The organism is Bradyrhizobium sp. WSM4872 (assembly GCF_055811715.1).
This window is the reverse complement of record NZ_JBVVPT010000015.1, coordinates 133,208-158,739: the sequence shown is the minus strand read 5'-3', so window position 1 is coordinate 158,739 and position 25,532 is coordinate 133,208. Positions and strand designations below refer to the sequence as shown.

Genomic DNA, 25,532 nt, shown 5'->3' with positions numbered 1-25,532 from the left:
CCAAGCTCGCCGGCGGTGTCCACCGTCTCGACGGCCAGCTCATGGTCGTCCTCGACGTCGATCGCGTCCTCGAGCTCAAAACCGAAGTTCAAATGGCTGCGTGAGCCCAAAAACATCGAAGCGGGAGAACCAAAATGAAGACGTGCTTGGTGGTCGATGATTCCAGCGTCGTGCGCAAGATCGCACGCCGGATCCTGGAAGGCCTGGAATTCGAAGTCACGGAGGCCGAGGACGGCTCCAAGGCGCTCGAGGTCTGTCAGCACAAGCTGCCCGACGCGGTGCTGCTGGACTGGAACATGCCGGTGATGGACGGCTTCGAATTCATGGGCCACATGCGCCGCCTGCCGGGCGGCGACCAGCCCAAGGTGGTGTTCTGCACCACCGAAAATAACGTAGCTCATATCGCTCAGGCGCTCAGCGGCGGCGCCAACGAGTACATCATGAAGCCCTTCGACAAAGACATCATCGCCGACAAATTCGCTGAAGTCGGCTTGATTCCGGTCGGACAAGCCATGGTCTGAGTTGTCTGGCGGAGTGTTCCAGCCAGAGTGTTCCCAGTACAGCTTCCGAGAGGCCTATCCGTGACCCCGACCGAGTATGAGTATCTGCGTAAGTTCCTGAGGGATCATTCCGGGCTCGATCTGTCCGCAGACAAGCAATATCTGATTGAAAGCCGGCTGTTGCCGCTGGCGCGCAAGGCCGGGATCTCTGGCATCGGGGAGCTCGTGCAGAAGCTGCAAGGCGCTGGCTCGGGCGCGCTCGTCACCAGCGTGGTCGAGGCGATGACCACCAACGAGACTTTCTTCTTTCGCGACAAGGTCCCGTTCGATCATTTCCGCGACACCATCATGCCGGAGATCATCAAGGCCCGCGCCGGCCGTCGCAGCGTGCGCATCTGGTGCGCCGCCGGCTCGACCGGGCAGGAGCCCTATTCGCTGGCGATGAGCCTGAAGGAGATGGGTGCGGCCCTGACCGGCTGGCGGGTCGAGATCATCGCGACCGATCTGTCGCAGGAGGTGCTCGAGAAGGCCAAGGCCGGCATCTACAGCCAGTTCGAAGTGCAGCGCGGGCTGCCGATCCAGATGCTGATGAAATATTTCAAGCAGACCGGCGAGACCTGGCAGATCAATCCCGAGCTGCGGGCGATGATCCAGCACCGGCAGCTCAATCTGCTGCACGATTTCGCTCAGCTCGGCACCTTCGACGTCATCTTCTGCCGCAACGTCCTGATCTATTTCGATCAGGACACCAAGATCAACATCTTCAACCGGCTGGCTCGCCAGATCGAGGGAGACGGTTTCCTGGTGCTTGGCGCGGCCGAAACGGTGGTCGGACTGACCGACACGTTCAGGCCGATTCCGGAGCGGCGCGGTCTCTACAAGCCGAACGACCCGCGTGCCGCGGCCGCCAAGCCGGCTCTTGCCGGCGCAGCGCCGCGCGTAGCGGTCATGGCAGGACGATAGGCATGGCCGAGGATGGCAAGGGCGCGGAACGCGTGACGTTCAGTCGCGGCTATGATGTCTGCATCATGGCCATCGACGGCACCTGGCGCCGCGACTGCAAGCTCAACGCGATCTCCGACACCGACGCCATCCTGACGGTGGAAGGCTCGATTCAGGGCTTGAACCTCAAGGAGTTCTTCCTGCTGCTGTCGTCCACCGGGCTTGCCTACCGCCGCTGTGAACTGGTGCGCGTCAATGGCGTCGAAATGGACATCCAATTCCTGCGTGGCAAGAACCGGAAGAAGCGCGGCGCCGCCGGTGGCCGTGACGAGGCAGCGTGATCGTCACGTGCGTCTCGTCGCCGTTTGCCGCGAAGTTGGTTCACATTTGCTGAAACATCCGACTGAATTTGCCGTAGCGACTTTACGTCGCCTAAGCGCGAGCCGTGTATGCATTGCCGGTCTCAATCTCAGGATACCGCAATGCCCAGAAGCTCTTTTTCCCCTCTCCCGTCAAACCTGCCCGACGGCGCCGAGCGGCGCGCACTTCAGCTTCTGGTGGTCGATGACGACGCCACCCAGCGCAGCCTGATCACGGTCGCAGCCAAGCAGGCCGGCCATGAAGTCACCGTGGCGCCGTCCGTGGCCGCAGCGATCGAAAAACTCCGCACTGCGCGCTTCGACTGCGTGACACTCGATCTCCTGCTGGAGGATGGCGACGGCATCGACGTGCTGGGCGAGATGGCCAAGGCGAAATTTGGCGGCGCCGTGATCGTCATCAGCGGCATGGATGGCAAGCGCCGCAGCGCGGCTCGCAGCTTCGCCCGTTCCGTCGGGATCGAGCTCCAGAGCCTGCCCAAGCCGCTGGATCTGGCCGCGTTGCGCATCAGCCTCGCCAATCTCGGCAAGACTGCGATGGGCCTGCCGGCGATGCACACCTGGGGTGGTGTCGCCACCGACGCGATCGTGGAGCGGCACCGCGCCTGAGCCGCCGGCCTGCCATGCGATGAATGCGGTCGTCGCGCCGCAGCAACCACGATCTGGACCGTGCTGCCGGTTTCCGACAGGCAATTAACGGCGTGGGCAAGGTTCGCCCGGCAGGCGTCGAGAGCGGCGATCGCCATGGCATACCGGGATGTGACGTCAAGCACGAAAACGTCGGCGGAACCTTCCGGATCGCTGCCGTGTTCTTGATCCATGGCTGTGGCGGTCCGGCGCATATTGGTCTCGATCTGCGAGATCAGCATGCGAAGGTCAGCCGCAATCAGCTCACGGCTCTCGACTTCGGGCATTGCGACGAGAGGCGGCGTAGCGGCCCGATTTAGCATGGATATTCTCTGTCCTCTGCAATTAGGCGCCTTGCCGCTACTTGTGCGTTAAGTCCATGTCCCGTACAAATACGGTGGGCCGAATCCGCGCCGAACGCCATAACGGTTGGGGCGGACGCGAGTCCTTCATGCCAACCGGATGTGTGGCACATGGCCGAACAAAGCTCTCGCGGTGAAATCTTCGTGGTCGACGACGACGCTGCCGTTCGCGACACCTTGTCGATGGTGTTGAAGGCGGCGGGCTATGAGGTGATCTGTTTTGCGGACGGCGCAGCATTGCTCTCCGTCGCGCGAAGCCGCACACCTGCAGCGGTCCTGCTCGACGTGCACATTCCCGGCAAGTCGGGCCTCGATATTCTCAATGAGCTGCACGGCGAAGACTATCCGGCACCGATCTTCATGATCTCCGGACAGGGCGATATCGCGATGGCGGTGGGGGCCATCAAGAGCGGCGCGCTCGACTTCATCGAGAAGCCGTTCCGCGGCAGCGAGATCGTCGGCCGGCTCGACGAGGCGATCGGCGCCTATGCACGCAGGCAGTCGGAGAACGCAGCGCCGAAGTTCGGCTCGCTGCATTTCCCCGGGCGCGAGCCGTTGACGCGCAGGGAGCGCGAGGTGCTCGAGCAGTTCGCCGCCGGCGCCTCCAACAAGGAGGCCGGCCGCACGCTCGGCATCAGCCCGCGCACCATCGAGGACCACCGCGCCAACATCATGAAGAAGCTCGGTGCGCGCAATGCCGCCGATCTGATCCGGATCGTGATGACCGCGGCGCAGCGCGCGTCGTAAATTTATCAGCAGTAGCCCGGATGGAGCGTAGCGCAATCCGGGGATCCGTGTCCACGGCAAGACACGTCCCGGATTGCGCTACGCTCCATCCGGGCTACGGCCCCTCACATCAACTGCTCAACGCCTTGCGGATAGCCCGCGCCAGATCGGATTTGCGATAGGGCTTCGCCAGTAGCAGAACGCCCGAATCCAGCCGGCCGTGATGGATGATCGCGTTCTCGGTATAGCCGGACGTGTAGAGCACCCGGAGATCGGGGCGCGTTCTCTGCAGTTCGTCGGCGAGCTGCCGTCCGTTCATCTTGCCGGGCATGATGACGTCGGTGAACAGGAGGTCGAACGGTTTTCCGGCGGCGACGATTGCGAGCGCCTCCGCGGCGTTCGCAGCCTGCAAGGTGACGTAGCCGAGCGAATGCAGCTGGGCCAGCACGTAGTCGCGCACCAGCCGGTCGTCCTCGACCACGAGGATCGTCTCGTGTCCGCCCTCGATGCTCGCCGGCGTCACGCCCTCGCCGACCACCGTCGGCGTCTTGCCGGGCGGCAAGTACATCTTGATCGTGGTGCCGTGGCCTTCCTCGCTGTAGATCTTGATATGGCCCGCGGACTGCTTGATGAAGCCGTAGACCATCGAAAGCCCGAGTCCGGTGCCCTTGCCCGGTCCCTTCGAGGTGAAGAAGGGGTCGAACACCCTGGCCAGCATGTTGGCGGGAATTCCGCTGCCGGTGTCGCTCACGGCGATCAGCACGTAGTGTCCCGGCGGGACGTCGTTGACGCTGGCATAGATCTCGTCGAGATAGGCCGCGCCCGTCTCCACAATCAGCTTGCCGCCGCCCGGCATGGCATCGCGGGCATTGAGCGCGAGGTTGAGGATCGCGGTGGTGAGCTGGCTGGGATCGACGATCGCGACGCAGTTCTCGTTCTCGAACACGGATTCGACATGGATCTGCTCGCCCAGCGTCGGCCGCAATAGTTTCGCGGTGTCGATGATCAGTGCGTTGACATCGATTTCGCGCGGCTGGAGCGGCTGCTTGCGCGCAAACGCCAGCAGATGCTGCGTCAGCTCGGCGCCACGCCCGGCGGCCTCGTCGATCATCTTCGTGATCGCCGCGAGCTCCGGCTCCTTGGCCACCGCGTCGGCCAGGATCTCGATCGTTCCGGTGATGACGGTGAGGATGTTGTTGAAGTCGTGCGCCACGCCGCCGGTGAGCTGGCCGACCGCCTCCATCTTCTCGGCCTGGCGGATGCGCTCGTCGGCCGCGATCTTGTCGGTCAGGTCGCGGTAAAACGAATTGAAGAGGACACCTTCGCGTCGCCGGAGCGCCGTGACGCTGAGCTCGGCCCTGAATTCCTTGCCATCGCGCCGCCGTACCAAGAGTTCGCGACGTGGATTGGCGAGGGATTGTTGCTCGGATTCGAGAAAGAGCTTGAGTCTGGCCCTGACGCTTTCGCGCTCACTGGGGGCGACGAAAAGCTCGATCGCATTCTTGCCGATTGCTTCCTCACGCGCCCATCCGAAGAGCTTCTCGGCTTGCGAGTTCCAACTCAGGATGGCAGCGGCCTGGTCGGTCTGGGTGAAAGCGTCGAGCGAGGTCTCGACGATGTTGCGCGCAAGCTGTTCGCTCTCCCGCAACGACTCCTGTGCAAGCCTCGCCTCCGTCATGTCGCGCCCGACAAAGAAGTAGCGCTGGGCATGGTCGGACCAGCTGCCGAGCCAGGACAGCCAGACCTCGCGTCCGTCCTTGTGGAAGCAGCGGGTGTCGGCGAGCTTCAGCCGCTCGCCGCGCCTGAGCGCGCGCATCTCGTCGCGCGACTGGTCGAGATGGCCGGGATGAATGAAATCGGCGCCGCTGCGGCCGATCATCTGCTCCGGCCGGTAGCCGATAATGGGCTCGCTGCTCGGACTGATCTGCGCGATGTGGCCGTGCGCGTCCATCACCATGATCAGATCCTGCGAGGTCTCGAAGATCTGGCGCCGTTCCTCGAGCTGCTGCTGCAGCGCCCGCTCGGCCCGCCGCGCCTCGGTCAGGCTGCGCGCCGTGCCGGAGGCGCCCACGATCTCGCCCGACGGGCCTCTGATCGGGGACAGGCTGAGTGAGATTTCGACCGGCGTGCCATCCTTGCGCAGGCGCACGGTCTCGAAGCGTTCGATCGGTTCACCTCGGGCCAGCCGCTGCAAATAGTCCTTGCCTTGCTCGCGTCGGTCGGGCGGGACGATGGTCGAGGTGGATTTCCCGATCGCCTCATCCGCCGAATAGCCGTAGAGGCGCTCGGCGGCGGCATTCCAGCCGGTGATGACGGCGTCGAGCGATTGCATCACGATCGCGTCGTCGGAGGATTCTACGGCGGCGCTGAACAAGCGCTCGCGCGCTTCATGATGGCTTCGCGCGGCCTCGGTGCGGCGATGCTCCTGGATCTCGCGTTCAAGAGCGGCCGTCTTCGCTCTCGTTTCGTCGACCATCTGAGCAAATGCCCGCGCCAGCACGCCTGTCTCTCCGCTCGCATCGACGGGAATATCGGCGCGCCGTCCGCTGCCGATCGCCTCCACCGCCGCGGTCAAACGCCCGATCGGCCGCGTCAATGAGCGCGCCAGCAACACCGCAAGCAAAGCTGCGGCAAGAACGGCAAGCAGGCCGACCAGCGAGGAGGTTTTTTGAATGGCCGCCGGAACGCGGCTGAACACGGATGCGGGGGCCGTCTCGATGATAGCCAACCACTCCTTGCCGGCAAGCAGCGCCGGTGCGATCGCCGCTCCACTCGGCCGGCCCGACCGGTCGCTCGTCAGCTGCGTGGATCCTTGCGGCTGGCCGGCCCGGGCTGCAAAGAAAGGAAAGTCCCGGCGCCAATCGTTGGCGTTGCCATGCAATGTACCGAATTCCCGCGCGCGATCGGGATGGACCAGATAGTCGCCACGCGAATTCACGACATAGATGTCTCCCCCGGCGCTCGCGGTCGAGCGGACGCGGTCGAGTGCGGGACGCATGTCGATATTGGCAATGATGATGCCGAACGGCTTGCTATCAGGCGTGAACAGCGGCGTCGCGACGCGCAACGTCGGAATGTGAGGGTCCGTGGTTCCTCCTTGCCGGGTGGCGAGATCGACGGGCGAAACATAGATGTCGCCCGGCGCCAATCGAATCGTCTCCTGGAAGTACGTTCGTTCGCTCTTGCGTTCGAGTTCGCCGTTGGGGACAATCCGTGCGGCTCCGTTAGGGCCGGCGCGATCGACGCGGACCAGTTCGCGCTGGTCGTCGTCAAGGCCGATGATTCGAAATTGCCCGTAGCTCGGCTTCGCGTCGATCTCGGCTGCGAACCGCGTGGCGATGCGCTCGCGCCAGGTTTGCTCCGAAACGCCGTCGACTGCATCGATGCCTCCACCGACATGAGCGCGGATCAGGCCATTGATGGCAGCGGCGGAGCGATAACCGAGCAGATCGCCACGAGCGCCGGCAACGTAAGATTCAAGATGGGTGGCCAGCAGGCTCGACTGGGCTTCGATCCGTTCCAGGACCCGCGGAATGACGGCTTGGGTGATGTTGCGATAGCCGAGCCAGCCGACCGCGGCCACGGTGACCGCCACCAGCAGGATCATCGCGATAGCGAGCCGCGTAGCTAGCGTCATGGGGATATTCGCACCGCTCCCTGAAGGGCCGTGCCCGTGCTCGGTTGGAACAGAATGAAGGTTCTTGTCATCGGCGGCCGGTGCTGACATCCGGATTCCTCACCGATGCCGTCCGCGCTGCGTCCAGGCTGCCAGCGACCGCGGCAAGCAGTGCGTCGGCCCGGAACGGCTTCTGCAAGCTCGCCACCGCGCCGAGCTTGGTCGCCATCTTGAGGAAGTCCGGCTCAGCATACGCGTCCGGCGCGAACGACCGGCCGGAAATGACGACGATCGGAATCGCCGGCTGCAGCGCCCGGATGTGGCGCATCGTCTCCAGGCCGTCCATGCCTGGCATGAAGATGTCGAGAAACAGCAGGTCGAACTGGCTGGCCTCGAACAGCGCAAGTCCCTTGCGGCCGTCTCCGGCGACGGTGACGTGATGACCGGCCCTCTCCAGGAGCAGCCGAATCGTCATCTGCACGGCCGGATCGTCATCCACGATCAGGATGTTGGCCACGTCTGGTATCCTCCCGGGCCGGATGGGGTTTCCCAGCGACCGCAAATCAAACCATCAACTCTGAAATTGTCGCGCGGATTGCATCCGGCCTGCAAGCACTTCGCCATCGATCCGACGATTGCTCGCAAAAGGCGAATCGGTTGCGCAACTTATGCACGGTGACGTGCACAAGCGCGCGACGACCGCGCGCCATAGGCCTAGTCGGTCAGGTATTCGGGATAGTGGCTCCGGATCGTGTCGAGCTCGCTCAGCGTGCCCGACAGGTGCTTGCGCAGATGCTGTTGCGCGGCATAGGGGTCGCCGGCCTCGATCGCGCGCGTGATCAGCTTGTGGTGGCGGACGATGTTCTGGGCCTTGCCGGGAGAGGGCAGATGCAGTCGGCGCAGCCGGTCGATATGTCCGCTACGGCTGCGCACCAGCGTCCAGAGCTCCTGCTTGTCGGCCGCGGCATAAAGCTGCGCGTGAAAATCATTGTCGCCGGCGATGAAGCCCTGGAAGTCGCCGGCCTTGGCAAATTGCTGCTGGAGCGCGATCGTGTGGTCGAGGCGTAAGACGAGGGCTTCGCCGTGCTGCTGCGCGAGCAGCCTGACGATTTCGAGCTCAAGCGCCTGGCGCAGGAAATGGGCCTGCTCGGCCCGACCGACATCGACCCGGCTGACGACGGTGGCGTGCTGTGGAAACACGTCGACGAGCCCTTCTTCCTCCAGCCGCATCAAGGCGTCGCGGATCGGCGTCGAGCTGACGCCGAATTGTGCGGCGAGATCCGTGCGCGACAGCGGCGAGCCCGGCGGCAGTTCGAGCGCGAGAATGGCATTGCGCAGCCGCTCGAACACTTGCGGTGCGGCCTGCCGGGCCCGGTCGAGCCGCGCGCCGGGGCGGGCCACCGTGCGGGCCGCGGGTTGGGCTGTTTCCATGCGAAGAGCTCCGGCCGCCTTGCCTTTGATGCACTAATACATTAGTGCATTAGCTAGATCGCTCGTCAATGGCGTCCGGAGGAAACGAACAACAATGATCAAGCAATTGCAGTATGGCCTCACGGCCGTCGCCCTGATCGCCGCCACGGCGCTGACGGCCTCGCCGGCGAAGGCGCAGCAAAAATCCGAGATCTCGCTGTCACGCCAGCCCGGCATTTTCTACATGCCGAGCCACATCATGGAAAAGCAGAAGCTGATCGAGAAGCACGCAGCTCAGCTCGGGGTCGCGGGTGTCACCACCAAATGGGTCACCTTCTCCGGCGGCGGTGCGCAGACCGATGCGTTGCTCGCGGGCGGCGTCGACATCCTCAACACCGGCACCGGCAATCTGCTGCTGCTGTGGGACCGCACCCGCGGCGGCGTCAAGGGCATCGTTGCGACCTCGGCGCAGCCGATGACGCTGATCAGCCGCGACGCCAACATCAAGTCGATTAGGGATTTCGGCCCCAGCGACAAGATCGCGGTGCCGACCGTAAAAGTCTCGACCCAGGCGATCGTGCTCCAGATCGCTGCCGCCGAGGCCTTTGGTGCCGACCAATGGTCGAAGCTGGACGTCAACACGGTGCAGCTCGGCCATCCCGACGCCTATGCGGCGCTGTCCAATTCCAAGCACGAGGTGCACACCCATTTCTCGATCCCGCCGTTCACCTTCCTCGAGCTGAAGAACGTGCCGGGTGCGCATGTCGTGCTGTCGTCGCCTGACGTGATGGGCGGGCCGCTCAGCCAGGCGCAGTTCTTCACCACCACGAAGTTCGCGGATGCCAACCCGAAAATTATCCAGGCCGTGCGCGATGCGACCAAGGAAGCGCAGGATCTGATCCGCAGCGACACCAGACAGGCGGTCGAGATCTACAAGGAGATCACCGGCGACAAGACCTCGGTGGAAGAGCTGCTCGATCTCCTGAAGGAGCCCGGCATGATGGAGTGGAATCTCGAACCGCAGGGCACGATGAAATTCGCCGCGCATCTGTTCAAGACCGGTACGCTGAAGACTCAGCCCAAGGCCTGGACCGATTACTATCTGCCCGTCGCCCACGATCTGAAGGGCAACTGATGGCGCTGCTCGAGGTCAGCTCCGTGACGCTGCGCTACAAGACCTCCAGCGCCGTCGTCACCGCCACGGAAAGGGTCAGCTTCACCGTCGACAGGTCCGATCGCTTCGTGCTGCTCGGCCCGTCCGGCTGCGGCAAGTCGACCCTGCTCAAGGCCGTCGGCGGCTACATGGCGCCGAGCGAAGGCCGCATGACCATCAACGATCGCGAGATCCACGGTCCGGGCGCCGATCGCATGATGATCTTCCAGGAGTTCGACCAGCTGCTGCCGTGGAAGAGCGTGCTGGCCAACGTGATGTTTCCGCTGCTGACCGCGCGAAAATTGTCGCGCAAGGACGCCGAAGCGCGGGCGCGGGCCTATATCGAGAAGGTGGGCCTCACCCGCGTGGTCGATGCCTATCCGCACACGCTGTCCGGCGGCATGAAGCAGCGCGTCGCGATCGCGCGCGGCATGGCGATGGAGCCCGACATCCTGCTGATGGACGAGCCGTTCGCCGCGCTCGACGCGCTGACGCGCCGGACCTGCCAGGACGAGCTGCTCCAGCTCTGGAGCGAGACCAAATTCACCGTGCTGTTCGTGACGCATTCGATTGCGGAAGCGATCCGTATCGGCAACCGCATCCTGCTGCTGTCGCCGCATCCAGGCCGCGTCAAGGCCGAGGTGATCGACGTCGACAAGGTCTCCAATGAGGATGGCAGTGCCGGTCGGCTCGAGAAGGAGATTCACGATCTCCTGTTCGCCGCCGAAGCAACGGCGCATTGAGGGAGCATCTGATGGGCGAAGCCAGGATCCTGCTGCGTGAGGCGCCGGTCGCCGGCGGCGCGGCCGAAGTCGAGCGCAAGCTGAGCGTGCCCGAGCTGTTGTGGAACGATGGCTTTGTCCGCAAGACGGTCATCATCCTGTTTCTCGCGGCGGTCTGGGAGGCCTATGGCCTCACGCTCGACAATCCCCTGCTGTTTCCGACGCTGCACGACACGATCCTCACGCTCTACGATCGCGTCAAGGACGGCACAATTCCGATGCGGGCGTGGGCTTCGCTCAAAGTGCTGTTCACGGGTTATTCGGCGGGCATCGCGCTCGCCGCGATCTTCACCGTGCTTGCGATCTCGACCCGCATCGGCACCGATTTCCTCGAGACGGTCACGGCGATGTTCAATCCGCTGCCGGCGATCGCCCTGCTGCCGCTGGCTCTGATCTGGTTCGGTCTCGGCAACGGCAGTCTGGTGTTTGTGCTGATCCATTCGGTGCTGTGGCCGGTCGCGCTCAACACCCATTCCGGCTTCAAGAGCGTGTCCAACACGCTGCGCATGGTCGGCCGCAACTACGGCCTGCGCGGGCTGCCTTACGTGGCGAAAATCCTGATTCCCGCCGCGTTCGGCTCGATCCTGACCGGCCTCAAGATCGGCTGGGCCTTTGCCTGGCGCACGCTGATCGCGGCCGAGCTGGTGTTCGGCGTATCGTCGGGGCAGGGCGGGCTCGGCTGGTTCATCTTCGAAAACCGCAACCTCCTCGACATACCTGCGGTCTTCGCCGGCCTCTTGACGGTGATCATCATCGGGCTTTTTGTCGAGAACCTGATCTTCCGCGCCATCGAGCGGAACACCGTGCAGAAATGGGGCACCCAATCATGACCAAGAAGAAACTGACGCCCGACCAGCTCCGCAGCGCGCGCTGGTTCGCACCCGACGATCTCCGCTCGTTCGGCCATCGCTCCCGCACCATGCAGATGGGCTACGCGCCGGAGGAGTGGAAGGACCGCCCGATCATCGCGATCCTCAACACCTGGTCGGACGCGCAGCCCTGCCACATGCATTTCAAGTCGCGCGTCGACGACGTCAAGCGCGGCATCCTGATGGCCGGCGGCCTGCCGCTGGAGTTGCCGGCGCTGTCGCTGTCGGAATCGCTGTTGAAGCCGACCACCATGCTCTATCGCAATCTGCTGGCGATGGACGCCGAGGAGTTGCTGCGCAGCCATCCCGTCGACGGCGTGGTGCTGATGGGCGGCTGCGACAAGACCACGCCCGCGCTGCTGCTGGGCGCCACCTCGATGAACATTCCGGCGATCTATCTGCCGGCAGGCCCGATGCTGCGCGGCAATTGGAAGGGCAAGACGCTGGGCTCGGGCTCGGACGGCTGGAAATATTGGGACGAGCGGCGCGCCGGAAAGATCTCCGACAAGGACTGGCTCGACATCGAAGCCGGCATTGCGCGCAGCTACGGCACCTGCATGACCATGGGCACGGCTTCCACCATGACCGCGATTGCCGAGGCGATCGGCATGACGTTGCCCGGCGCCTCCTCCATTCCCGCCGCCGATGCCAACCATATCCGCATGGCCTCCGAATGCGGCCGCCGCATCGTCGAGATGGTCTGGGAAGATCTGACGCCGAAGACGATCCAGACCCGCAAGGCGTTCGAGAACGCGATCGCCGTGGCGATGGCGATGGGCTGTTCGACCAATGCGATCATCCATCTGATCGCGCAGGCTCGCCGCGCCGGCCTCGACATCGGCCTCGACGATTTCGAGATTGCGAGCCGCAAGGTGCCCGTCATCGCCAATGTGCGGCCGAGCGGCGATGCCTATCTGATGGAGGACTTCTTCTATGCCGGCGGCCTGCCGGCCCTGATGGGGCAGATCAAGCCGCACCTGCATCTCGACTGCATCACCGTCACCGGTAAGACCGTGGGCGAGAACATCGATGGCGCCGAGGTCCACAATGACGATGTGATCCGCTCGATCGACAATCCCATCTACAAGGAAGGCGCGCTCGCCGTGCTCAAGGGCAATCTCGCGCCCGACGGCTGCGTCATCAAGCCGAGCGCCTGCGCGCCGCGCTTCCTCAAGCACACCGGGCCCGCGCTGGTGTTCGACGACTATCCGTCGATGAAAAAGGCGGTCGACGATCCCGATCTCGACGTCACCGAGGATCACATCCTCATCTTGCGCAATGCGGGGCCGCAGGGCGGACCGGGCATGCCGGAATGGGGCATGCTGCCGATCCCGACCAAGCTCGTGAAGCAGGGCGTCCGCGACATGGTGCGGATCTCCGATGCGCGCATGAGCGGCACCAGCTACGGCGCCTGCATTTTGCACGTTGCGCCCGAATCCTATGTCGGCGGGCCGCTGGCACTGGTGCGAAACGGCGACCGCATCACGCTCGATGTTGCCGCCCGCACCATCAATCTCGATGTGTCCGAGGCCGAGCTAGAAAAGCGCCGCGCCGCCTGGAAGCAGCCCGAGCGCCGCTTCGAGCGCGGCTATGGCTGGATGTTCACCAAGCACATCAAGCAGGCCAATGACGGTTGCGACTTCGATTTCCTCGAGACCGATTTCGGCGCGCCGATCGGCGAGCCCTCGATTTACTGATGACCCTGTCATTCCGGGGCATCGCAAAGCGATGAGCCCGGAATCCATTGGGCCGCAGTCTGTGCCGCCCGATGGATTCCGGGTTCGCGCTATGCGCGCCCCGGAATGAGAAAAGAGAGAGCCAATGCAATGACAAAACTCAGTGAAGCCACCCGCACCAAGCTCAAATCCGTTTCCACCGCCACGGTCGCAACCGCGCTGTTCAAGCGCGGCCTGCGCATCCAGATGATCCAGGACGTGCACCCGCTCAGCGCCGGCCAGCCGACGATGGTCGGTGAAGCCTTCACGCTGCGCTATATGCCGGCCCGCGAGGACCTCAACACCATCGAGGTCTTTAAGGACCGCTCCCATCCGCAGCGCAAGGCGGTCGAGGATTGCCCGGCTGGCAGCGTGCTGGTGATGGACAGCCGCAAGGACGCACGCGCCGCTTCCGCCGGCGCAATCCTGGTCACGCGGCTGATGAAGCGCGGTGTCGCCGGTGTCGTCACTGACGGCGGCTTTCGCGACTCGGCCGAGATCGCCAAGCTCGGTATCCCCGCCTACCACCACCGCCCGAGCGCGCCGACGAATCTGACGCTGCATCACGCCATCGAGATCAACGTTCCCATTGGCTGCGGCGATGCGCCGGTGTTTCCCGGCGACGTCATTCTCGGCGACAGCGACGGCGTGATCGTAATTCCCGCGCATCTCGCTGACGAGATCGCCAACGAGACCTTCGAGATGACCGCGTTCGAGGACTTCGTCACCGAGGAAGTCAACAGGGGCCGCGGCATTTTCGGTCTCTATCCCGCGACGGACCCGCAGACGCTGACCGACTTCGCCGCATGGCGGAAGGCGAACGGAAGGTAAAGGCCGGCAACTCGTCCCACAATCTCTGTCGTCGTCCTGGCGAATGCCAGGACCCATCACCCCAGGGAGTAGTCGTCTTTTCGCGCTGTACTGACACCGACCTTTGTCGGATAGATCACGCGGTATGGGCCCTGGCTTTCGCCAGGACGACCAGGGAGAGCGTGGCCTACACCCCGGCCTCCGCCATCCCCGCCGCCCAGAGCGCGAACGCATAGACGATCGCGACTTCATCCAGCCGGTTGAAGCGTCCCGAGGCGCCGCCGTGGCCGGCGCCCATGTTGGTGCGGAGTAGCACCGGGCCGCCGTCGCTCATAGTCGCGCGCAGGCGTGCGATCCATTTGGCGGGCTCCCAATAGGTGACGCGCGGATCGGTCAGGCCACCCATCGCCAGGATCGCGGGATAGTCTTTCGCCGCGACGTTGTCGTAGGGCGAATACGACAGGATGGTGCGGAAATCCTTCTCGCTCTCGATCGGGTTGCCCCATTCCGGCCATTCCGGCGGCGTCAGCGGCAGCGTGTCGTCGAGCATGGTGTTGAGCACGTCGACGAACGGCACTTCGGCGACGATGCCGGCGAACAATTCACCGGCGCGGTTGGCGACCGCCCCCATCAGCATGCCGCCGGCCGAGCCGCCGTGGCCGACGATGCGTTTTGCGCTGGTGTATTTCGCGTCGATCAGCGCGCGGGCGCTGGCTGAGAAATCGTCGAACGAATTCGTCTTCTTCTCGCGCTTGCCGTCGAGATACCAGCCCCAGCCCTTGTCGGCGCCGCCGCGGATATGGGCGATGGCGTAGATGAAGCCGCGATCGACCAGCGACAGCCGGTTGGCGCTGAACGAGGCCGGCATCGCCATGCCATAGGAGCCGTAGCCGTAGAGCAGAAGCGGCGCCGCGCCGTCGAGCGTAAGCCCGCGCCGATGGAGGATCGAGACCGGCACCTCGGCCCCGTCATGCGCCTTCGCCATGATGCGCGTCGTGACGTAGTCGGCCGCATTGTGGCCGGACGGAATCTCCTGCCGCTTGCGCAGGGTGCGCGTCCGCTTGACCATGTCGTAATCATAGACTTCCGACGGCGTCGTCATCGACGAATAGGCGAAACGCAAATTCGTCGTCTCGAATTCATAGGAGCCCATTGTATCCAGCGAATAGGCCGCCTCGTCGAACGCGATGGCGTGCTCCTCCTTGGTCGCGAGGTCGCGGATCACGATCGACGGCAGCGCATTGGCGCGCTCCAGCCGCACCATGTGGCTGGCATAGAGATCGAGGTCGATGATATAGATGCCCGGGCGATACGGGATCAGATCGCGCCAGTTCCTGCGCTCGGGGGAAGCGAGCGGCGCGGTGACGATCTTGAAGTCGATCGCGTCGTCGGCGTTGGTGAGGATGAACAGTTCGTCACCACGGTCGGCGAGCGAATATTGCACGCCTTCCTCGCGCGCCGCAACGAGGCGCGGTGGTGCCTCGGGATGGGCGAGATCGATCAGCCGCTGCTCAGAGGTCTCGTGGTCGCCGCCCGCGATCACGCAGAAGCGGCCGCTGGTGCTCTCGTGCAAATGGGTGAACCAGCCGGAATCCTGCTCTTCGTAGACCAGCGTGTCGTCGGCCTGCCCAGTGCCGAGCTTGTGCCGCCACACCTGCATCGGGCGATGATTGTCGTCGAGCTTCACGTAGAAGAACGACGTGGCGTCCTTGCTCCAGACCACGCCGCCGTCGGTCTCCTCGACGACGTCGTCAAGGTCGTTTCCGGTCGCCCAGTCGCGCACGCGGACGGAGAAATACTCCGAGCCTTTGGTGTCGGCGCTCCAGGCCTGCAGCCTGTGGTCGTTCGAGTGCCGGCTGCCGCCGAATTTGAAATAGGTGTGGTCCTTGGCGAGCGCATCGCCGTCGAGCACGATGTGGCCTTCGCCGCCATCGCGCGGCATGCGGCCGAACAGCTCGTGCTGGCCGCCTTCGCGGAACTTGCGGAAATAGGCGAAGGGACCATCCGGCGACGGCACGCTGGAATCGTCCTCCTTGATCCGCCCCCGCATCTCGCGCACCAGCGTCTTCTGGAGGGCCGCGGTATGGCCGAGCAGGCTCTCGGTGTAGTCATTTTCTGCGTCGAGATATCCGCGGATGTCGGGATCGAGCACCGCGGGATCGCGCAGCACCTCCTGCCATTTCTCGTCCTTCAGCCAGGCATAGTCGTCGGTCACGGTAATCCCGTGCCGCGTGAATGAATGCGGCCGGCGCGGCGCGACGGGGGGCTGGGAAGGTGTTTTGGCTTGTGTCACTCGATCCTCATTCAGATGCGTGTTTCACCTTATATCGTCCCGATTCCGTGGATTGCCAGCATCGCTGCGGGCCCGTTGCCGGGTTGTTGACCGGCCGCTTGTATGCTTTAGGGGCCGGGTCTTTAGTCCCGCCGCCGGTCCAGCCTGATGCTGTTCAATTCCTACCCGTTCATCCTGCTGTTCCTGCCGGCCGCGCTGGCTGGCTATTTCTGGCTCGGGCGGTGCAGCAATCTGGCACCGGTGATCTGGCTGGCGGTGGCGTCGGTCGCCTTCTATGCCATCGGCAATTGGCAATTCGTCGCCCTGTTGCTGATATCGATCGCCTTCAACTACGGCATGGGCCACCTCCTCATCGTGGCGAAGCTTGCTCCGTCGCAACGAAAGGCGGCACTGGCCCTCGGCGTCGCCGGCGATCTCCTCGTGCTCGGCATCTTCAAATATGCCGGCTTCGTCACCGAGAACATCAACGCGCTCACCGGGACGCACTTTGCGGTCCACATCCTGCTGCCGGTCGGCATCTCCTTCTACACATTCACCCAGATCGCGTTCCTGGTTGACGCCTGGCGCGGGCAGGTGGCGGCCTACGCGCTGCCGCACTACGCGCTGTTCGTGACATACTTTCCGCATCTGATCGCGGGGCCGATCCTTCACCACAAGGACATGATCCCGCAATTCGAACGGGAGGAAACCAAGCATCCGCATGCGCATCTGATCCTGTGCGGAATCATCATCTTCGCAATCGGCCTGTTCAAGAAGACGTGCCTCGCCGACGGCATCCAGCCGCTGGTCGCGCTCGCCTTCGATGCGCGCGCGCCGAGCTTCGACCAGGCCTGGCTTGGCGCGCTCGCCTACACGTTCCAGCTCTATTTCGACTTCTCCGGCTATTCGGACATGGCGATCGGGATATCGCTGATGTTCGGCATCTTCTTACCCGTAAATTTCAACTCGCCGTACAAGGCCACCAGCATCGTCGAGTTCTGGCGGCGCTGGCACATGACGCTGTCGCACTTCCTGCGCGACTATCTCTACATCCCGCTCGGGGGCAACAGGCGCGGCCGCGTGCTCCGTTACGTCAATCTGCTGCTCACGATGCTGCTCGGCGGGCTCTGGCATGGCGCGGCCTGGACCTTTGTCATTTGGGGCGCGCTGCATGGCGCCTATCTCTGCGTCAACCACGCTCTTAACGCGCTGGTGCCGAATGTTCCGAAGTTGCTCGCGCGCCCAACTCACGTCGCCGGGGCCGTGCTGACATTCCTCGCCGTCGTTGTCGCCTGGGTCTTCTTCCGCGCCGAACGGGTCGATTGGGCGCTGCGGATTCTGAATGCGATGGCCGATCCCTCGAATATCGTGTTCGACCGCGAAGAGATTGCCGCGTTGGTGATGGTCGCAATTTATGCCGCGCTGGTGTGGCTCGCGCCGAACACGCAAGGAATCATGGGGTACGATCATGCCAATCGCACGGTCGGCGACGGCCTGATGACCGGACGGATGCGGCCGCTGGTCCTCTATGGCGCGTCGCTGGTGCTTGCGTTTGGGATTTTGGGTATCCAGAGCCACAGCGAATTCATCTATTTCCGGTTCTGATGCGAGGCGCGTTCACACATCCAGGGCGACTTCTCCTCGCGAGCATCGCGTGCGTGCTGGGCGCGGCTGCGCTCACCTATGTCGTCGATCCCCTGCAGCTGTTTCGCCCCTCGCGCCTCGTCGCGCCGTTCTATTCCGATGACACGCGCGTGCAGAATGCCGGGCTGATCCGCAGCCAGTCCTTCGACACCGCGTTCATGGGCACCTCGCTCGCGATCCATTTCCGCCAGAGCGACATCGACCATGCGCTTGGCGTGCACTCGCTCAAGCTGGCGATGACCGGATCCAATTCGCGCCAGCAGGGTTTTGTGCTCGAGCAGGCCATCGATCGCGGCGCAAAGCGCGTGATCTGGGCGATGGATGATTTCATCTTTGTCGATGCGGCCGACATCGAGACCGATCCTTATCTCTCCGCCGATCTCTATCGCGGGACGGCAAAAGGCATCGCTTCCTATCTATTCAGCGCGGCGATGGCGAAGGAATCCCTGTTCGCATTGCTGCGGTCGGTTCCGCCGCTGCGAGAGCCGCTGACCCGGGCCGCGCCTTATCTGCCCGTCAAGTTCGCGCTTGAAGACGTCGACGACATCTATGCGCTGTCGCGGGATGCCGACGTTGCGCGCGCCTATAATGCCAAAAGGACGCTCGCGGCCTTCGCCTATATCACCGATCCCGTGCGCAGCCGTTTTCTCGGCGAAGGCTATCGTTACGACGCGATGGTTCGGCATTTCGAGCATGATGCCGTCGACCTGATCGCGCGCCATCCGGACGTGACCTTCGACATCTACTTCCCGCCCTATTCGATCCTGCAATTCGTCGCGATGCGCGACGCTTCGCCGGCGACGCTGAAGATCGTCACCGATCTCACGGCGCGCATCGCCGAACGCCTGACGCAGCTTGCAAATGTACGCCTGCATGATTTCCGCGCGATCAAGCAGGTGACGCACGATCTCAACAATTACGCTGATGTCATCCACCATTCGCCGGTGATCGATGCGAAGGTGTTGTCGTGGCTGGCGAGCGGGGAATACCGGGTCGATCTGAAGGCGCCGCTGGCGCCGCTGAACGAGCTGAAGGCGCAGATCGAGGCGTATCGGATGCCGCAGTAGCCGCGGCAAACTCAACTGTCGTCCCGGATCTGCGCTCCGTCCTGGACAACGCTCCGCGTCGCCAGGAGCTTCGCTTGTCCGGGACGACAGCGGAATTCGGACGGGCGCTTTACACCGCCACCTCTTCGCCGAGATACGCGACCGCTGCCTCAAGCCCGCCCTTGCCGTGCGGGATCTTCAGCGCGTTCAGCCCGACCTCGATCACGCCCAACGTGCCGAGCAGCATCGGCGCGTTGACGTGACCCATATGGGCGATGCGGAAGGCCTTTCCGGTGAGGTCGCCGATGCCGTTGCCGAGCACCACGCCGCATTTCTCCTTGCAATAGCGTTGCAGCACTGCCGGGTCGTGGCCGTTGCTCATGGTCACCGTGGTCACGGTGTTGGAGCGTTCGCTGGCTTCCGCGATGTTGAAGCCGAGCACCTGGCCTTCGGACCACGCGCCGACCGCGCGACGCGCGGCTTCGCCGAGCAGGCTGTGGCGGCGGAAGGCGTTCTCCAGCCCTTCCTCGTGCAGCAGGTCGATCGCCTGGCGCAGCGCGAACAACAGATGGACCGGCGCGGTGCCGGCATATTTGCGATAATGCTCGCTGCCTTCGCGCTCGCTCCAGCTCCAATAGGGCGTCGCCATGTTGGCCTTCTTGTGCACCTCGAGCGCACGCGCATTGGCCGTGACGAAGCCGAGGCCGGGCGGCGTCATCAGGCCCTTTTGCGAGCCCGACATCGCGACGTCGATGCCCCATTTGTCCATCTCGAACGGCATGCAGCCGAGCGAGGCCACGGTGTCGACCATGTACAGCGCCGGATGGCCGCTTGCCTTGATCGCCTTGCCGATCGCCTCGATGTCGTTCTGCACGCCGGAGGCGGTGTCGACCTGGACGACGACGACGGCCTTGATGGTGTGCTCCTTGTCGCGGCGCAGGCGCTCCTCGACCTCGTGCGGCCGTACCGCGCGGCGCCAGTCGCCCTTGAGCACCTCGACCTCGGCGCCCATCAGGGAAGCCGCATGGCCCCAGCCGATCGCGAACCGTCCGCTTTCGAGCACCAGCACCTTGTCGCCGCGCGACAGCACGTTGCTCAGCGCCGCTTCCCAGGCGCCGTGACCGTTGGCGATGTAGATGTAGGACTTGCCCTTGGTCGCAAACAATTTCGAGATGTCGCTAAGCAGGCTCTCGGTCAGATCGGTCATCTGCTTGGAGTAGATGTCGATCGCCGGACGATGCATCGCCCGCAGCACCTCGTCGGGCATATTGGTGGGCCCGGGGATGGCCAGAAATTCCCGGCCCGCGCGAACGGTCATTGCAGTTGGTCCTTGTTGCCTGAGAACAGGATGGTGGGTCGCTGATTCACACTTTTACGCGGCGCTGCGGTGCAAGAAAAGACCGGAAAACGCAGGTCTGACGTGGGTTATCTCTTAGTCTCGCGGCAGCCCGCATCTTCGGCTTCCTCCACCGAGCAGAACCAGCGCGTGCCCTTGCTGATCTTCATCTTGATCTGCGCATACCAGCGGCTGGTCGGCCGGTGATAGATGCATTCGCCGGCGGAGTTGACGTTGCCCTTGATGGTGCAGTCCGGCGAGGGCGCGACCGGGCCTGAGGCCGAAGCGAGCAGGATTGCATGCGCGCCGTCGGGCGGCTTGGTGGCGCCGAGGATGGTGGTCTTCTTGTTGCGCACGCGCCAGTCCCAGGGCGCGATGAAGGCGCCCTGCCACATGCCGGCCTTGGCTTCCCGCGCGGCCTTCTCGTCCGCCTCATAGTCGTGCGACATGCGGGTGTAGGCCAGCGCCCAGCCTGTGCGCACCAGCCATTTCTGGATATCCTCGCCGCCGACATCGCAGCGCGCCACGGTGCGGCCGCGCCGGTCGATTGATCTGGCATGGCAGACCCAGTTCTTGCCGTCGGCGTATTTGGCAAGCTCGTCGCGGGCAGCGATGCCGCAGGTCCAGCGCTCGCCCTTGTTGTTGAGGCAGAGCTGGTCGACCGCGGGCGCGTCGATGCCGCCGAGCCTGATCCGCGTGTTGCCGATCATCACGGCGTCGCCGGCGCGAACCTTCGCGGTGCCCGCGATGTCGGCGGCCTCAGCCGACGATGGCAAGCCGGGCAGGGAGAAGCCAAGCAATGACAGCGCAATCAGGAATTTTCGCAACATGCCGGTCCGCGTGTGATGAAAATTGCGATAGACCTCGCAATTGTGGTCGGCTTTTGTCCGCCCGGCCAGCATATGCCTGGCAGTTGGGCTTTCAACTTCCCGTCATCTTTCGTCTCCACGGCGGCAGAAGTGGTGGGTTACGCTTCGCTGACCCACTCTACGAAACCTATCCCCGCGTCATTGCCCGTTTGGCGACCGCCAGCCCCATCAGCACGAACGCCGACGTGACCTCCGGACCGCCGACCAAAATCCGCGTCGGCGTCTTCATCTTGTTCCATTCATAGGCGCGGAACGGGCCGCGGCGGCCGCCTTCGCCGAGGCTCGCGACGATCACGTTCAGCGCCGGCGCAAAGGCGCGCGGGTCGGCGCCGAGATGGCCGAGCGCGATCAGGGCGAGCGCTGCGTCGAACACGTTCATCTCGGCGGCCATCAGCTCGCCCTTGACGTAGGAGAGCACGCGGTGGCGGATGAAATCGAAATCGCCGTCGGGATCGATGATCGCCTGCGCCGCCAGCGGCAGCGCCAGGAAGGCGGCGTAGCAGCGGCCGAAATAGGCGCTGTAGAGCTCCGGCAAATAATAGATGTGCGAGCGCGGATTGGCGAAGGCGCCGCTCGCCGCCAGCCGCTTCTGGAAGCCGATGATGCGCTGCACGGTGGCAAGCCGCGCCGGCGTCTCCAAGACTTTCCAGCGTGCGAGGTTGCGGAAGCTGACCTCGAGAATATCGAGATTGAGCGTCGGATCGAGATCGTTGCCGTAGGGCCGCTCGCCCTTGAGGTTGTCGATCCAGGTCGCGACCCCGCCCTCATAGTCGATATTGTCGTTGATCGGCACGGTCACGCGCGGTTCGTTGACGCCGGCGCGCACCTGATAGCCTGCATAGAAATCCAGCAGCGGCTGGTCGAGGATCGGATCGGTGCAGCCGGCCTGGGTCGCCGCGGAGATCGAACACGCCGTGGTGTCGCAATCCGGCACGTAGACGCCGAAACCGAGGTCCTGCTTGATCTGGGCGAAGTAGCGCGAGAAGCGCGGATGCGGTGCGGGCGCGAGCGCGGTGATGACGTTGAACCGCGCCCCGTCGAGGCCCTCGACCTCTTCGCGGCTGATGTTGACGCAGAAATCGACCATGTCCGCGACCGCGCGCTCCGCCGCCATCTTGTCGGCGGACGAGGCCAGACCGGTCTCGACGTAGCTCAGCAGCGCCTCGATGAAGAACGCGTCGTAATAGGCCGAGCGGTGGCGGATCTGCACCGGCTCCCACATCGGTTCGGCAACCCCTCGCCAAGGCGGATTGACGACGGCGCGCGCCGGCGATCGTGCGATGAAGACGCGGGCGAGGTTGAACAGCAGCGATGAGTTCTTGTAGCCACGCGCGTTGAGGCCGGTGAGCGCCATGGTCAGCTCGCGCCCGCGGAAATCGGGATCGCCGATCAGGTTGAACGCGGCGTAGGTCGGCAGAAAGCCATTTTTGCGGTAGGAGCCCAGCAGATGCTGCGCGCAGTCGCGGATCACGCCGTCGATCTGCGATTGTTGCGGCATGGCGCCGGTGAACATGGCCGGCGGCGGCTTGGGATGATCCAGCGTGATGCTGTCGACGAGATCGGCGACCGGCTGGCCGACCGCCGCCCAATCGGGCTCGGCCTCGTCGCGGGCGCGCACCAGCACTTCGCGCAGCCGGGCCAGCTTCCCTTCGTCGCGCAGCTCGGGCAGTCCCGCCCGGCGGAGCAGCACCCGCAATGCGGGATTGCCGAGCGCGGTCTTGTAGAACTTGGCCAGATGCGGATCGCCGCTGGCCGCAACAGACAAGACGGGATCGCAGACATCGTAAAGCGAGGGGCCGTCCTTCCGCGCCGTCAGCGCCCGGCAGGCGGCGCCGGCAAAATATTGAAAGCTCATGAAATAACCTGGTCGCGGGAATTGGCCGGGGGGCCGGCCGGCACGCTCCCAGCCGCGTACCACCCCCTGCAAGTCGTTGAAAAAGCTACCCGGATTCGCAGGAAATACAAATGTGATGACAGTCACAGAAAAAGCCGGCACGAAGCCTGCATAATCGGCCTCCGGAAGGCTACGGAGACGCAAAAAAATCACACATTGGGCGGTGCGAATTAGCTCATGTTTCCAGAGACTTAGATCAAATTTTCGGAGATCTATTGCCGGGGAGGCGATATCCGGTTAAGGCTTTGTTTGGTGCGGCGCCGCAAATTGCGCGCAATTCGGGGGCACACCCCCGGCCAATCCCTCAAACCCAAAGACGCTATCGCGCTACTCAAACAGTGTGCGCGTGCTTGGCTGGTCTTTGGCACTGACAGGAATGACGCGAGATGAATGTAACGCAGCTCGACATTTCCCGACGCACGATCGCGGTGGCCGCAGCCCTCATCGGCACGGTGTCGCTCGTGATCGGCGCCCATGCTGCCCTCAACATGCGGGCGCTCGATGCCGCCAAGGCCGTTTCGACCGACCAGGTCACCGGCTCGATCGGCCAGGCCTCGCGTCTCGCCCTCGTCATCGGCAATGGGCACTACCCCGACGCCAATGCGCCGCTGACGCAGTCGATCAACGACGCCCGCGCGCTGTCCTCGTCGCTGCGCAAGAACGGTTTTGACGTCGACATGGTGGAAGACGCGACCAAGGACGACATGGTCCGCGCCGTCAATCGCCTGAAGTCCCGCATCAAGCGCGACACCGTCGTCATGCTGTTCTTCGGCGGCTACGGCGTGCAGGCCGGCCGCGAGAGCTACATGCTGCCGGTCGATGCCGTGATCTGGAAGGAAAACGATGTCCGCCGCCAGGGCGTCTCCATCGAGGGCGTGCTCGACATGATGAAGGAGCAGGGCGCCAAGGCCAAGCTCGTCGTGGTCGACGCCTCCCGCCGCAATCCCTATGAGCGCCGCTTCCGTTCCTACAGCCACGGCCTCGCGCCGATCAGCGCGACCGACAATGCGCTGATCCTCTCCTCGGCTTCGCCCGGCAAGGTCGTCGACGACGGCAAGGGCGAGCACAGCGTGCTGGTCAGCGAGTTCCTCAACAACCTCAATGCGCAGGGCAGCGCCGAGAGCGTCTTCAACAAGACCCGCCTTGCCATCTCCCGCGCCAGCGAAGGCGACCAGGTCCCGACCGTCTCCTCCTCGCTGCTCGAGGACGTCCATTTCGGCGAAGCCGGCGGCTAGTTTTTCCTAGGTTCTGCGAAGTCTCGTGCCCCGGACGCGGCGCATCATGCAATGATGCGACGCTGAGCCAGGGCCCAGTTTTTAGGTTGTCGCTTGGACGGGAGATGGGTCCCGGCTCTGCACGGCAGCGTTACACGCTGCAGCGCGTCCGGGACACGAGCCAACCCTACTTCGCTGCTTCCGCGGCCATCACCGTGCGCACCGGATCGCCTTCGCGCAGCAGCGCGCCGGCGCGGGCCACGACGATATCGCCTTCGTTGAGGCCGTCGCGGATCTCGATATTGCCGCCCGACATCAGTCCGACCTCGACCCGCTTGGTCTCGACGCGGTTGCGGCGGATCACCTGCACGACGGTGCCCGCGGAGGAATACTGCACCGAGGTCAGCGGCACCGCGACGTTGCAGCTCTGCCCCGACTTGATCAGCGCGCGGCCGCTCGCGTTCAGCAACAGGCGTTTCTGCGAGGAGATGCCGATATAGACCATGCCCTGCTGGATGTTCGGCTCGACCGTCGGGCCGATGCGGCGCACCTTGCCGTCGATATCGCCGGCGCCGGCAATGCGCACGGTCGCCACCTGGTTGACCGCGAGCTTGCGCATATCGCTGGTCGCGACGAGGGCGACGAGATCGTACTCGCTGCGCGCCACGATCGTGAACAGCGCCTCGCCCTTGGCGGAGGCGAGGTTGCCGATCTGGGCGGTCGAGGTCGCGATCACGCCTGCGACGGGCGCGGTGACCTGAAGGGTGCCGCCCTCGGGCAGTGCCAGCCGCGCCAGCACCTGGCCTGCGGTGGTGGTGTCGCCGGCTTCCGCCAGCACCTCCGTCACCTTCAGGCCGGGCCGCTCCGGCCGCACCGAGCTTGCCTCGCGCGCGAGGATGGTGCCGGTGCCCTCGACGATGTCGGAGAAACAGGATTTTGCAACCTTCAGCACCGTGACCGCCGGCCCCTTGGGCGCGTCGTCATCGGCGGCGGCAGCGGGCTGGGCGGACAGCAACAGCAGTCCGGCGAGCACAACGAGATGTCTGGAAACAGAACGCGCAGGCAATGAACGCATGGGTCATTCCGGTTGAGGCCTTGACGGCCTCATCGTTAGCAGAAGCAATCGCTGCGAGCCAAGGGCACATAAGGGCCGGCCGAATGAGAATGCCGCAGCAGCACGGGCGGCGCGATACCGCCCGTTGAATTAGTCGCCGCACAAGCAAAGAGGTTCGCCGGCGGTCCCCGCCCAATAAACTCGTCATGCCCGGGCTTGTCCCGCCTGCGAGGCCGAAGCCTCTTCGGCGCCCGCCCCCGCCGGGGGGGGGGGGAGCGGGCCGCGCGCCGCCCCGGGCGGGCCACGACGCCCCC

The 25,532-nt window shown here is 64.3% G+C and carries 22 protein-coding genes and 1 pseudogene; 15 read left to right on the top strand and 8 right to left on the bottom strand.

What is annotated here, in order from left to right:
* The 7 genes and pseudogenes from AC0L3C_RS21110 to AC0L3C_RS21080 all read left to right on the top strand — a co-directional run.
* Window positions 1–104, top strand: a pseudogene (locus AC0L3C_RS21110) (chemotaxis protein CheW); the annotation flags it as partial.
* Between the two features lie 30 nt (window positions 105–134).
* Window positions 135–521, top strand: coding sequence for a response regulator (locus tag AC0L3C_RS21105; RefSeq protein ID WP_007598955.1), 387 nt, complete (start codon window positions 135–137; stop codon window positions 519–521).
* Between the two features lie 60 nt (window positions 522–581).
* Window positions 582–1,463, top strand: a complete 882-nt coding sequence (locus AC0L3C_RS21100) for a CheR family methyltransferase (protein WP_275174421.1) — start codon at window positions 582–584, stop codon at window positions 1,461–1,463.
* A 2-nt stretch (window positions 1,464–1,465) separates the two neighbouring features.
* Complete coding sequence (locus tag AC0L3C_RS21095) at window positions 1,466–1,783, top strand: hypothetical protein (protein WP_007598957.1); 318 nt, start codon at window positions 1,466–1,468, stop codon at window positions 1,781–1,783.
* A 141-nt stretch (window positions 1,784–1,924) separates the two neighbouring features.
* The gene (locus AC0L3C_RS21090) at window positions 1,925–2,428 is read left to right on the top strand and encodes a response regulator (RefSeq protein WP_473264148.1); all 504 of its coding nucleotides are present in this window, start codon (window positions 1,925–1,927) and stop codon (window positions 2,426–2,428) included.
* 23 nt (window positions 2,429–2,451) lie between these two features.
* Window positions 2,452–2,766, top strand: a complete 315-nt coding sequence (locus tag AC0L3C_RS21085) for a hypothetical protein (protein WP_473408882.1) — start codon at window positions 2,452–2,454, stop codon at window positions 2,764–2,766.
* Window positions 2,767–2,919: 153 nt separating this feature from the next.
* Window positions 2,920–3,555 carry a response regulator transcription factor gene (locus tag AC0L3C_RS21080; protein WP_007604420.1) on the top strand — a complete coding sequence of 212 codons (636 nt, stop codon included), beginning with the start codon at window positions 2,920–2,922 and terminating at the stop codon, window positions 3,553–3,555.
* Window positions 3,556–3,664: 109 nt separating this feature from the next.
* Here AC0L3C_RS21080 and AC0L3C_RS21075 read toward each other — a convergent pair whose 3' ends face one another.
* The 3 genes from AC0L3C_RS21075 to AC0L3C_RS21065 all read right to left on the bottom strand — a co-directional run bounded on the left by AC0L3C_RS21075 (window position 3,665) and on the right by AC0L3C_RS21065 (window position 8,581).
* Complete coding sequence (locus AC0L3C_RS21075; protein WP_473408881.1) at window positions 3,665–7,261, bottom strand: PAS domain S-box protein; 3,597 nt, start codon at window positions 7,259–7,261, stop codon at window positions 3,665–3,667.
* On the bottom strand, window positions 7,239–7,667 hold the full coding sequence (locus AC0L3C_RS21070; RefSeq protein ID WP_473279877.1) for a response regulator: 429 nt from the start codon (window positions 7,665–7,667) through the stop codon (window positions 7,239–7,241). Before AC0L3C_RS21070 ends, AC0L3C_RS21075 begins: the two co-directional genes overlap by 23 nt.
* Before the next feature lie 197 nt (window positions 7,668–7,864).
* A complete protein-coding gene (locus AC0L3C_RS21065) occupies window positions 7,865–8,581 on the bottom strand; it encodes a GntR family transcriptional regulator (RefSeq protein ID WP_473408880.1) in 717 nt (238 codons plus the stop codon).
* 94 nt (window positions 8,582–8,675) lie between these two features.
* Here AC0L3C_RS21065 and AC0L3C_RS21060 point away from each other — a divergent pair, with 94 nt between their 5' ends.
* From AC0L3C_RS21060 to AC0L3C_RS21040, 5 genes are all read left to right on the top strand, one after another.
* On the top strand, window positions 8,676–9,695 hold the full coding sequence (locus tag AC0L3C_RS21060; RefSeq protein ID WP_473264152.1) for an ABC transporter substrate-binding protein: 1,020 nt from the start codon (window positions 8,676–8,678) through the stop codon (window positions 9,693–9,695).
* Window positions 9,695–10,456 carry an ABC transporter ATP-binding protein gene (locus tag AC0L3C_RS21055; RefSeq protein WP_473264153.1) on the top strand — a complete coding sequence of 254 codons (762 nt, stop codon included), beginning with the start codon at window positions 9,695–9,697 and terminating at the stop codon, window positions 10,454–10,456. The genes AC0L3C_RS21060 and AC0L3C_RS21055 overlap by 1 nt, the downstream gene beginning before the upstream one ends.
* A gap of 11 nt (window positions 10,457–10,467) precedes the next feature.
* Window positions 10,468–11,325 (top strand): ABC transporter permease, encoded by an 858-nt coding sequence (locus AC0L3C_RS21050; protein ID WP_473408879.1) that lies wholly within the window; start codon window positions 10,468–10,470, stop codon window positions 11,323–11,325.
* A complete protein-coding gene (gene araD, locus AC0L3C_RS21045) occupies window positions 11,322–13,061 on the top strand; it encodes an L-arabinonate dehydratase (protein WP_473408878.1) in 1,740 nt (579 codons plus the stop codon). The genes AC0L3C_RS21050 and araD overlap by 4 nt, the downstream gene beginning before the upstream one ends.
* A 129-nt stretch (window positions 13,062–13,190) precedes the next feature.
* On the top strand, window positions 13,191–13,910 hold the full coding sequence (locus AC0L3C_RS21040; RefSeq protein ID WP_473264156.1) for a ribonuclease activity regulator RraA: 720 nt from the start codon (window positions 13,191–13,193) through the stop codon (window positions 13,908–13,910).
* A 166-nt stretch (window positions 13,911–14,076) separates the two neighbouring features.
* On the opposite strand, the gene AC0L3C_RS21035 is transcribed toward AC0L3C_RS21040, so the two are convergent.
* Window positions 14,077–16,182 carry a S9 family peptidase gene (locus AC0L3C_RS21035; protein ID WP_473408877.1) on the bottom strand — a complete coding sequence of 702 codons (2,106 nt, stop codon included), beginning with the start codon at window positions 16,180–16,182 and terminating at the stop codon, window positions 14,077–14,079.
* Window positions 16,183–16,329: 147 nt separating this feature from the next.
* Here AC0L3C_RS21035 and AC0L3C_RS21030 point away from each other — a divergent pair, with 147 nt between their 5' ends.
* Window positions 16,330–17,766 (top strand): MBOAT family O-acyltransferase, encoded by a 1,437-nt coding sequence (locus tag AC0L3C_RS21030; protein WP_473408876.1) that lies wholly within the window; start codon window positions 16,330–16,332, stop codon window positions 17,764–17,766.
* Entirely contained in the window at window positions 17,766–18,872 is a 1,107-nt protein-coding gene (locus tag AC0L3C_RS21025) for a hypothetical protein (RefSeq protein WP_473264159.1), read from the top strand. The genes AC0L3C_RS21030 and AC0L3C_RS21025 overlap by 1 nt, the downstream gene beginning before the upstream one ends.
* Before the next feature lie 109 nt (window positions 18,873–18,981).
* On the opposite strand, the gene AC0L3C_RS21020 is transcribed toward AC0L3C_RS21025, so the two are convergent.
* The 3 genes from AC0L3C_RS21020 to AC0L3C_RS21010 all read right to left on the bottom strand — a co-directional run bounded on the left by AC0L3C_RS21020 (window position 18,982) and on the right by AC0L3C_RS21010 (window position 22,911).
* Entirely contained in the window at window positions 18,982–20,169 is a 1,188-nt protein-coding gene (locus AC0L3C_RS21020) for a pyridoxal-phosphate-dependent aminotransferase family protein (protein ID WP_473279864.1), read from the bottom strand.
* 107 nt (window positions 20,170–20,276) lie between these two features.
* A complete protein-coding gene (locus AC0L3C_RS21015; protein ID WP_473408875.1) occupies window positions 20,277–21,017 on the bottom strand; it encodes a thermonuclease family protein in 741 nt (246 codons plus the stop codon).
* Window positions 21,018–21,183: 166 nt separating this feature from the next.
* Window positions 21,184–22,911, bottom strand: coding sequence for a hypothetical protein (locus tag AC0L3C_RS21010; protein ID WP_473264162.1), 1,728 nt, complete (start codon window positions 22,909–22,911; stop codon window positions 21,184–21,186).
* Between the two features lie 425 nt (window positions 22,912–23,336).
* Between AC0L3C_RS21010 and AC0L3C_RS21005 the strand changes: the two genes are divergently transcribed.
* A complete protein-coding gene (locus AC0L3C_RS21005) occupies window positions 23,337–24,185 on the top strand; it encodes a caspase family protein (RefSeq protein WP_473264163.1) in 849 nt (282 codons plus the stop codon).
* A 166-nt stretch (window positions 24,186–24,351) separates the two neighbouring features.
* Here the strand turns inward: AC0L3C_RS21005 and AC0L3C_RS21000 are convergent, their stop codons facing one another.
* The gene (locus AC0L3C_RS21000) at window positions 24,352–25,239 is read right to left on the bottom strand and encodes an efflux RND transporter periplasmic adaptor subunit (RefSeq protein WP_473408874.1); all 888 of its coding nucleotides are present in this window, start codon (window positions 25,237–25,239) and stop codon (window positions 24,352–24,354) included.
* Window positions 25,240–25,532: the final 293 nt, after the last annotated feature.

Bases quoted from the DNA above. Each gene is read 5' to 3' on its own strand.
- AC0L3C_RS21105 (WP_007598955.1), top strand. From the start codon at position 135: ATGAAGACGTGCTTGGTGGTCGATGATTCCAGCGTCGTGCGCAAGATC.
- AC0L3C_RS21095 (WP_007598957.1), top strand. From the start codon at position 1,466: ATGGCCGAGGATGGCAAGGGCGCGGAACGCGTGACGTTCAGTCGCGGC.
- AC0L3C_RS21090 (WP_473264148.1), top strand. From the start codon at position 1,925: ATGCCCAGAAGCTCTTTTTCCCCTCTCCCGTCAAACCTGCCCGACGGC.
- AC0L3C_RS21085 (WP_473408882.1), top strand. From the start codon at position 2,452: ATGCGGTCGTCGCGCCGCAGCAACCACGATCTGGACCGTGCTGCCGGT.
- AC0L3C_RS21080 (WP_007604420.1), top strand. From the start codon at position 2,920: ATGGCCGAACAAAGCTCTCGCGGTGAAATCTTCGTGGTCGACGACGAC.
- AC0L3C_RS21075 (WP_473408881.1), bottom strand. From the start codon at position 7,261: ATGTCAGCACCGGCCGCCGATGACAAGAACCTTCATTCTGTTCCAACC.
- AC0L3C_RS21065 (WP_473408880.1), bottom strand. From the start codon at position 8,581: ATGGAAACAGCCCAACCCGCGGCCCGCACGGTGGCCCGCCCCGGCGCG.
- AC0L3C_RS21060 (WP_473264152.1), top strand. From the start codon at position 8,676: ATGATCAAGCAATTGCAGTATGGCCTCACGGCCGTCGCCCTGATCGCC.
- AC0L3C_RS21055 (WP_473264153.1), top strand. From the start codon at position 9,695: ATGGCGCTGCTCGAGGTCAGCTCCGTGACGCTGCGCTACAAGACCTCC.
- AC0L3C_RS21050 (WP_473408879.1), top strand. From the start codon at position 10,468: ATGGGCGAAGCCAGGATCCTGCTGCGTGAGGCGCCGGTCGCCGGCGGC.
- araD (WP_473408878.1), top strand. From the start codon at position 11,322: ATGACCAAGAAGAAACTGACGCCCGACCAGCTCCGCAGCGCGCGCTGG.
- AC0L3C_RS21040 (WP_473264156.1), top strand. From the start codon at position 13,191: ATGACAAAACTCAGTGAAGCCACCCGCACCAAGCTCAAATCCGTTTCC.
- AC0L3C_RS21030 (WP_473408876.1), top strand. From the start codon at position 16,330: ATGCTGTTCAATTCCTACCCGTTCATCCTGCTGTTCCTGCCGGCCGCG.
- AC0L3C_RS21025 (WP_473264159.1), top strand. From the start codon at position 17,766: ATGCGAGGCGCGTTCACACATCCAGGGCGACTTCTCCTCGCGAGCATC.
- AC0L3C_RS21020 (WP_473279864.1), bottom strand. From the start codon at position 20,169: ATGACCGTTCGCGCGGGCCGGGAATTTCTGGCCATCCCCGGGCCCACC.
- AC0L3C_RS21015 (WP_473408875.1), bottom strand. From the start codon at position 21,017: ATGTTGCGAAAATTCCTGATTGCGCTGTCATTGCTTGGCTTCTCCCTG.
- AC0L3C_RS21010 (WP_473264162.1), bottom strand. From the start codon at position 22,911: ATGAGCTTTCAATATTTTGCCGGCGCCGCCTGCCGGGCGCTGACGGCG.
- AC0L3C_RS21005 (WP_473264163.1), top strand. From the start codon at position 23,337: ATGAATGTAACGCAGCTCGACATTTCCCGACGCACGATCGCGGTGGCC.
- AC0L3C_RS21000 (WP_473408874.1), bottom strand. From the start codon at position 25,239: ATGCGTTCATTGCCTGCGCGTTCTGTTTCCAGACATCTCGTTGTGCTC.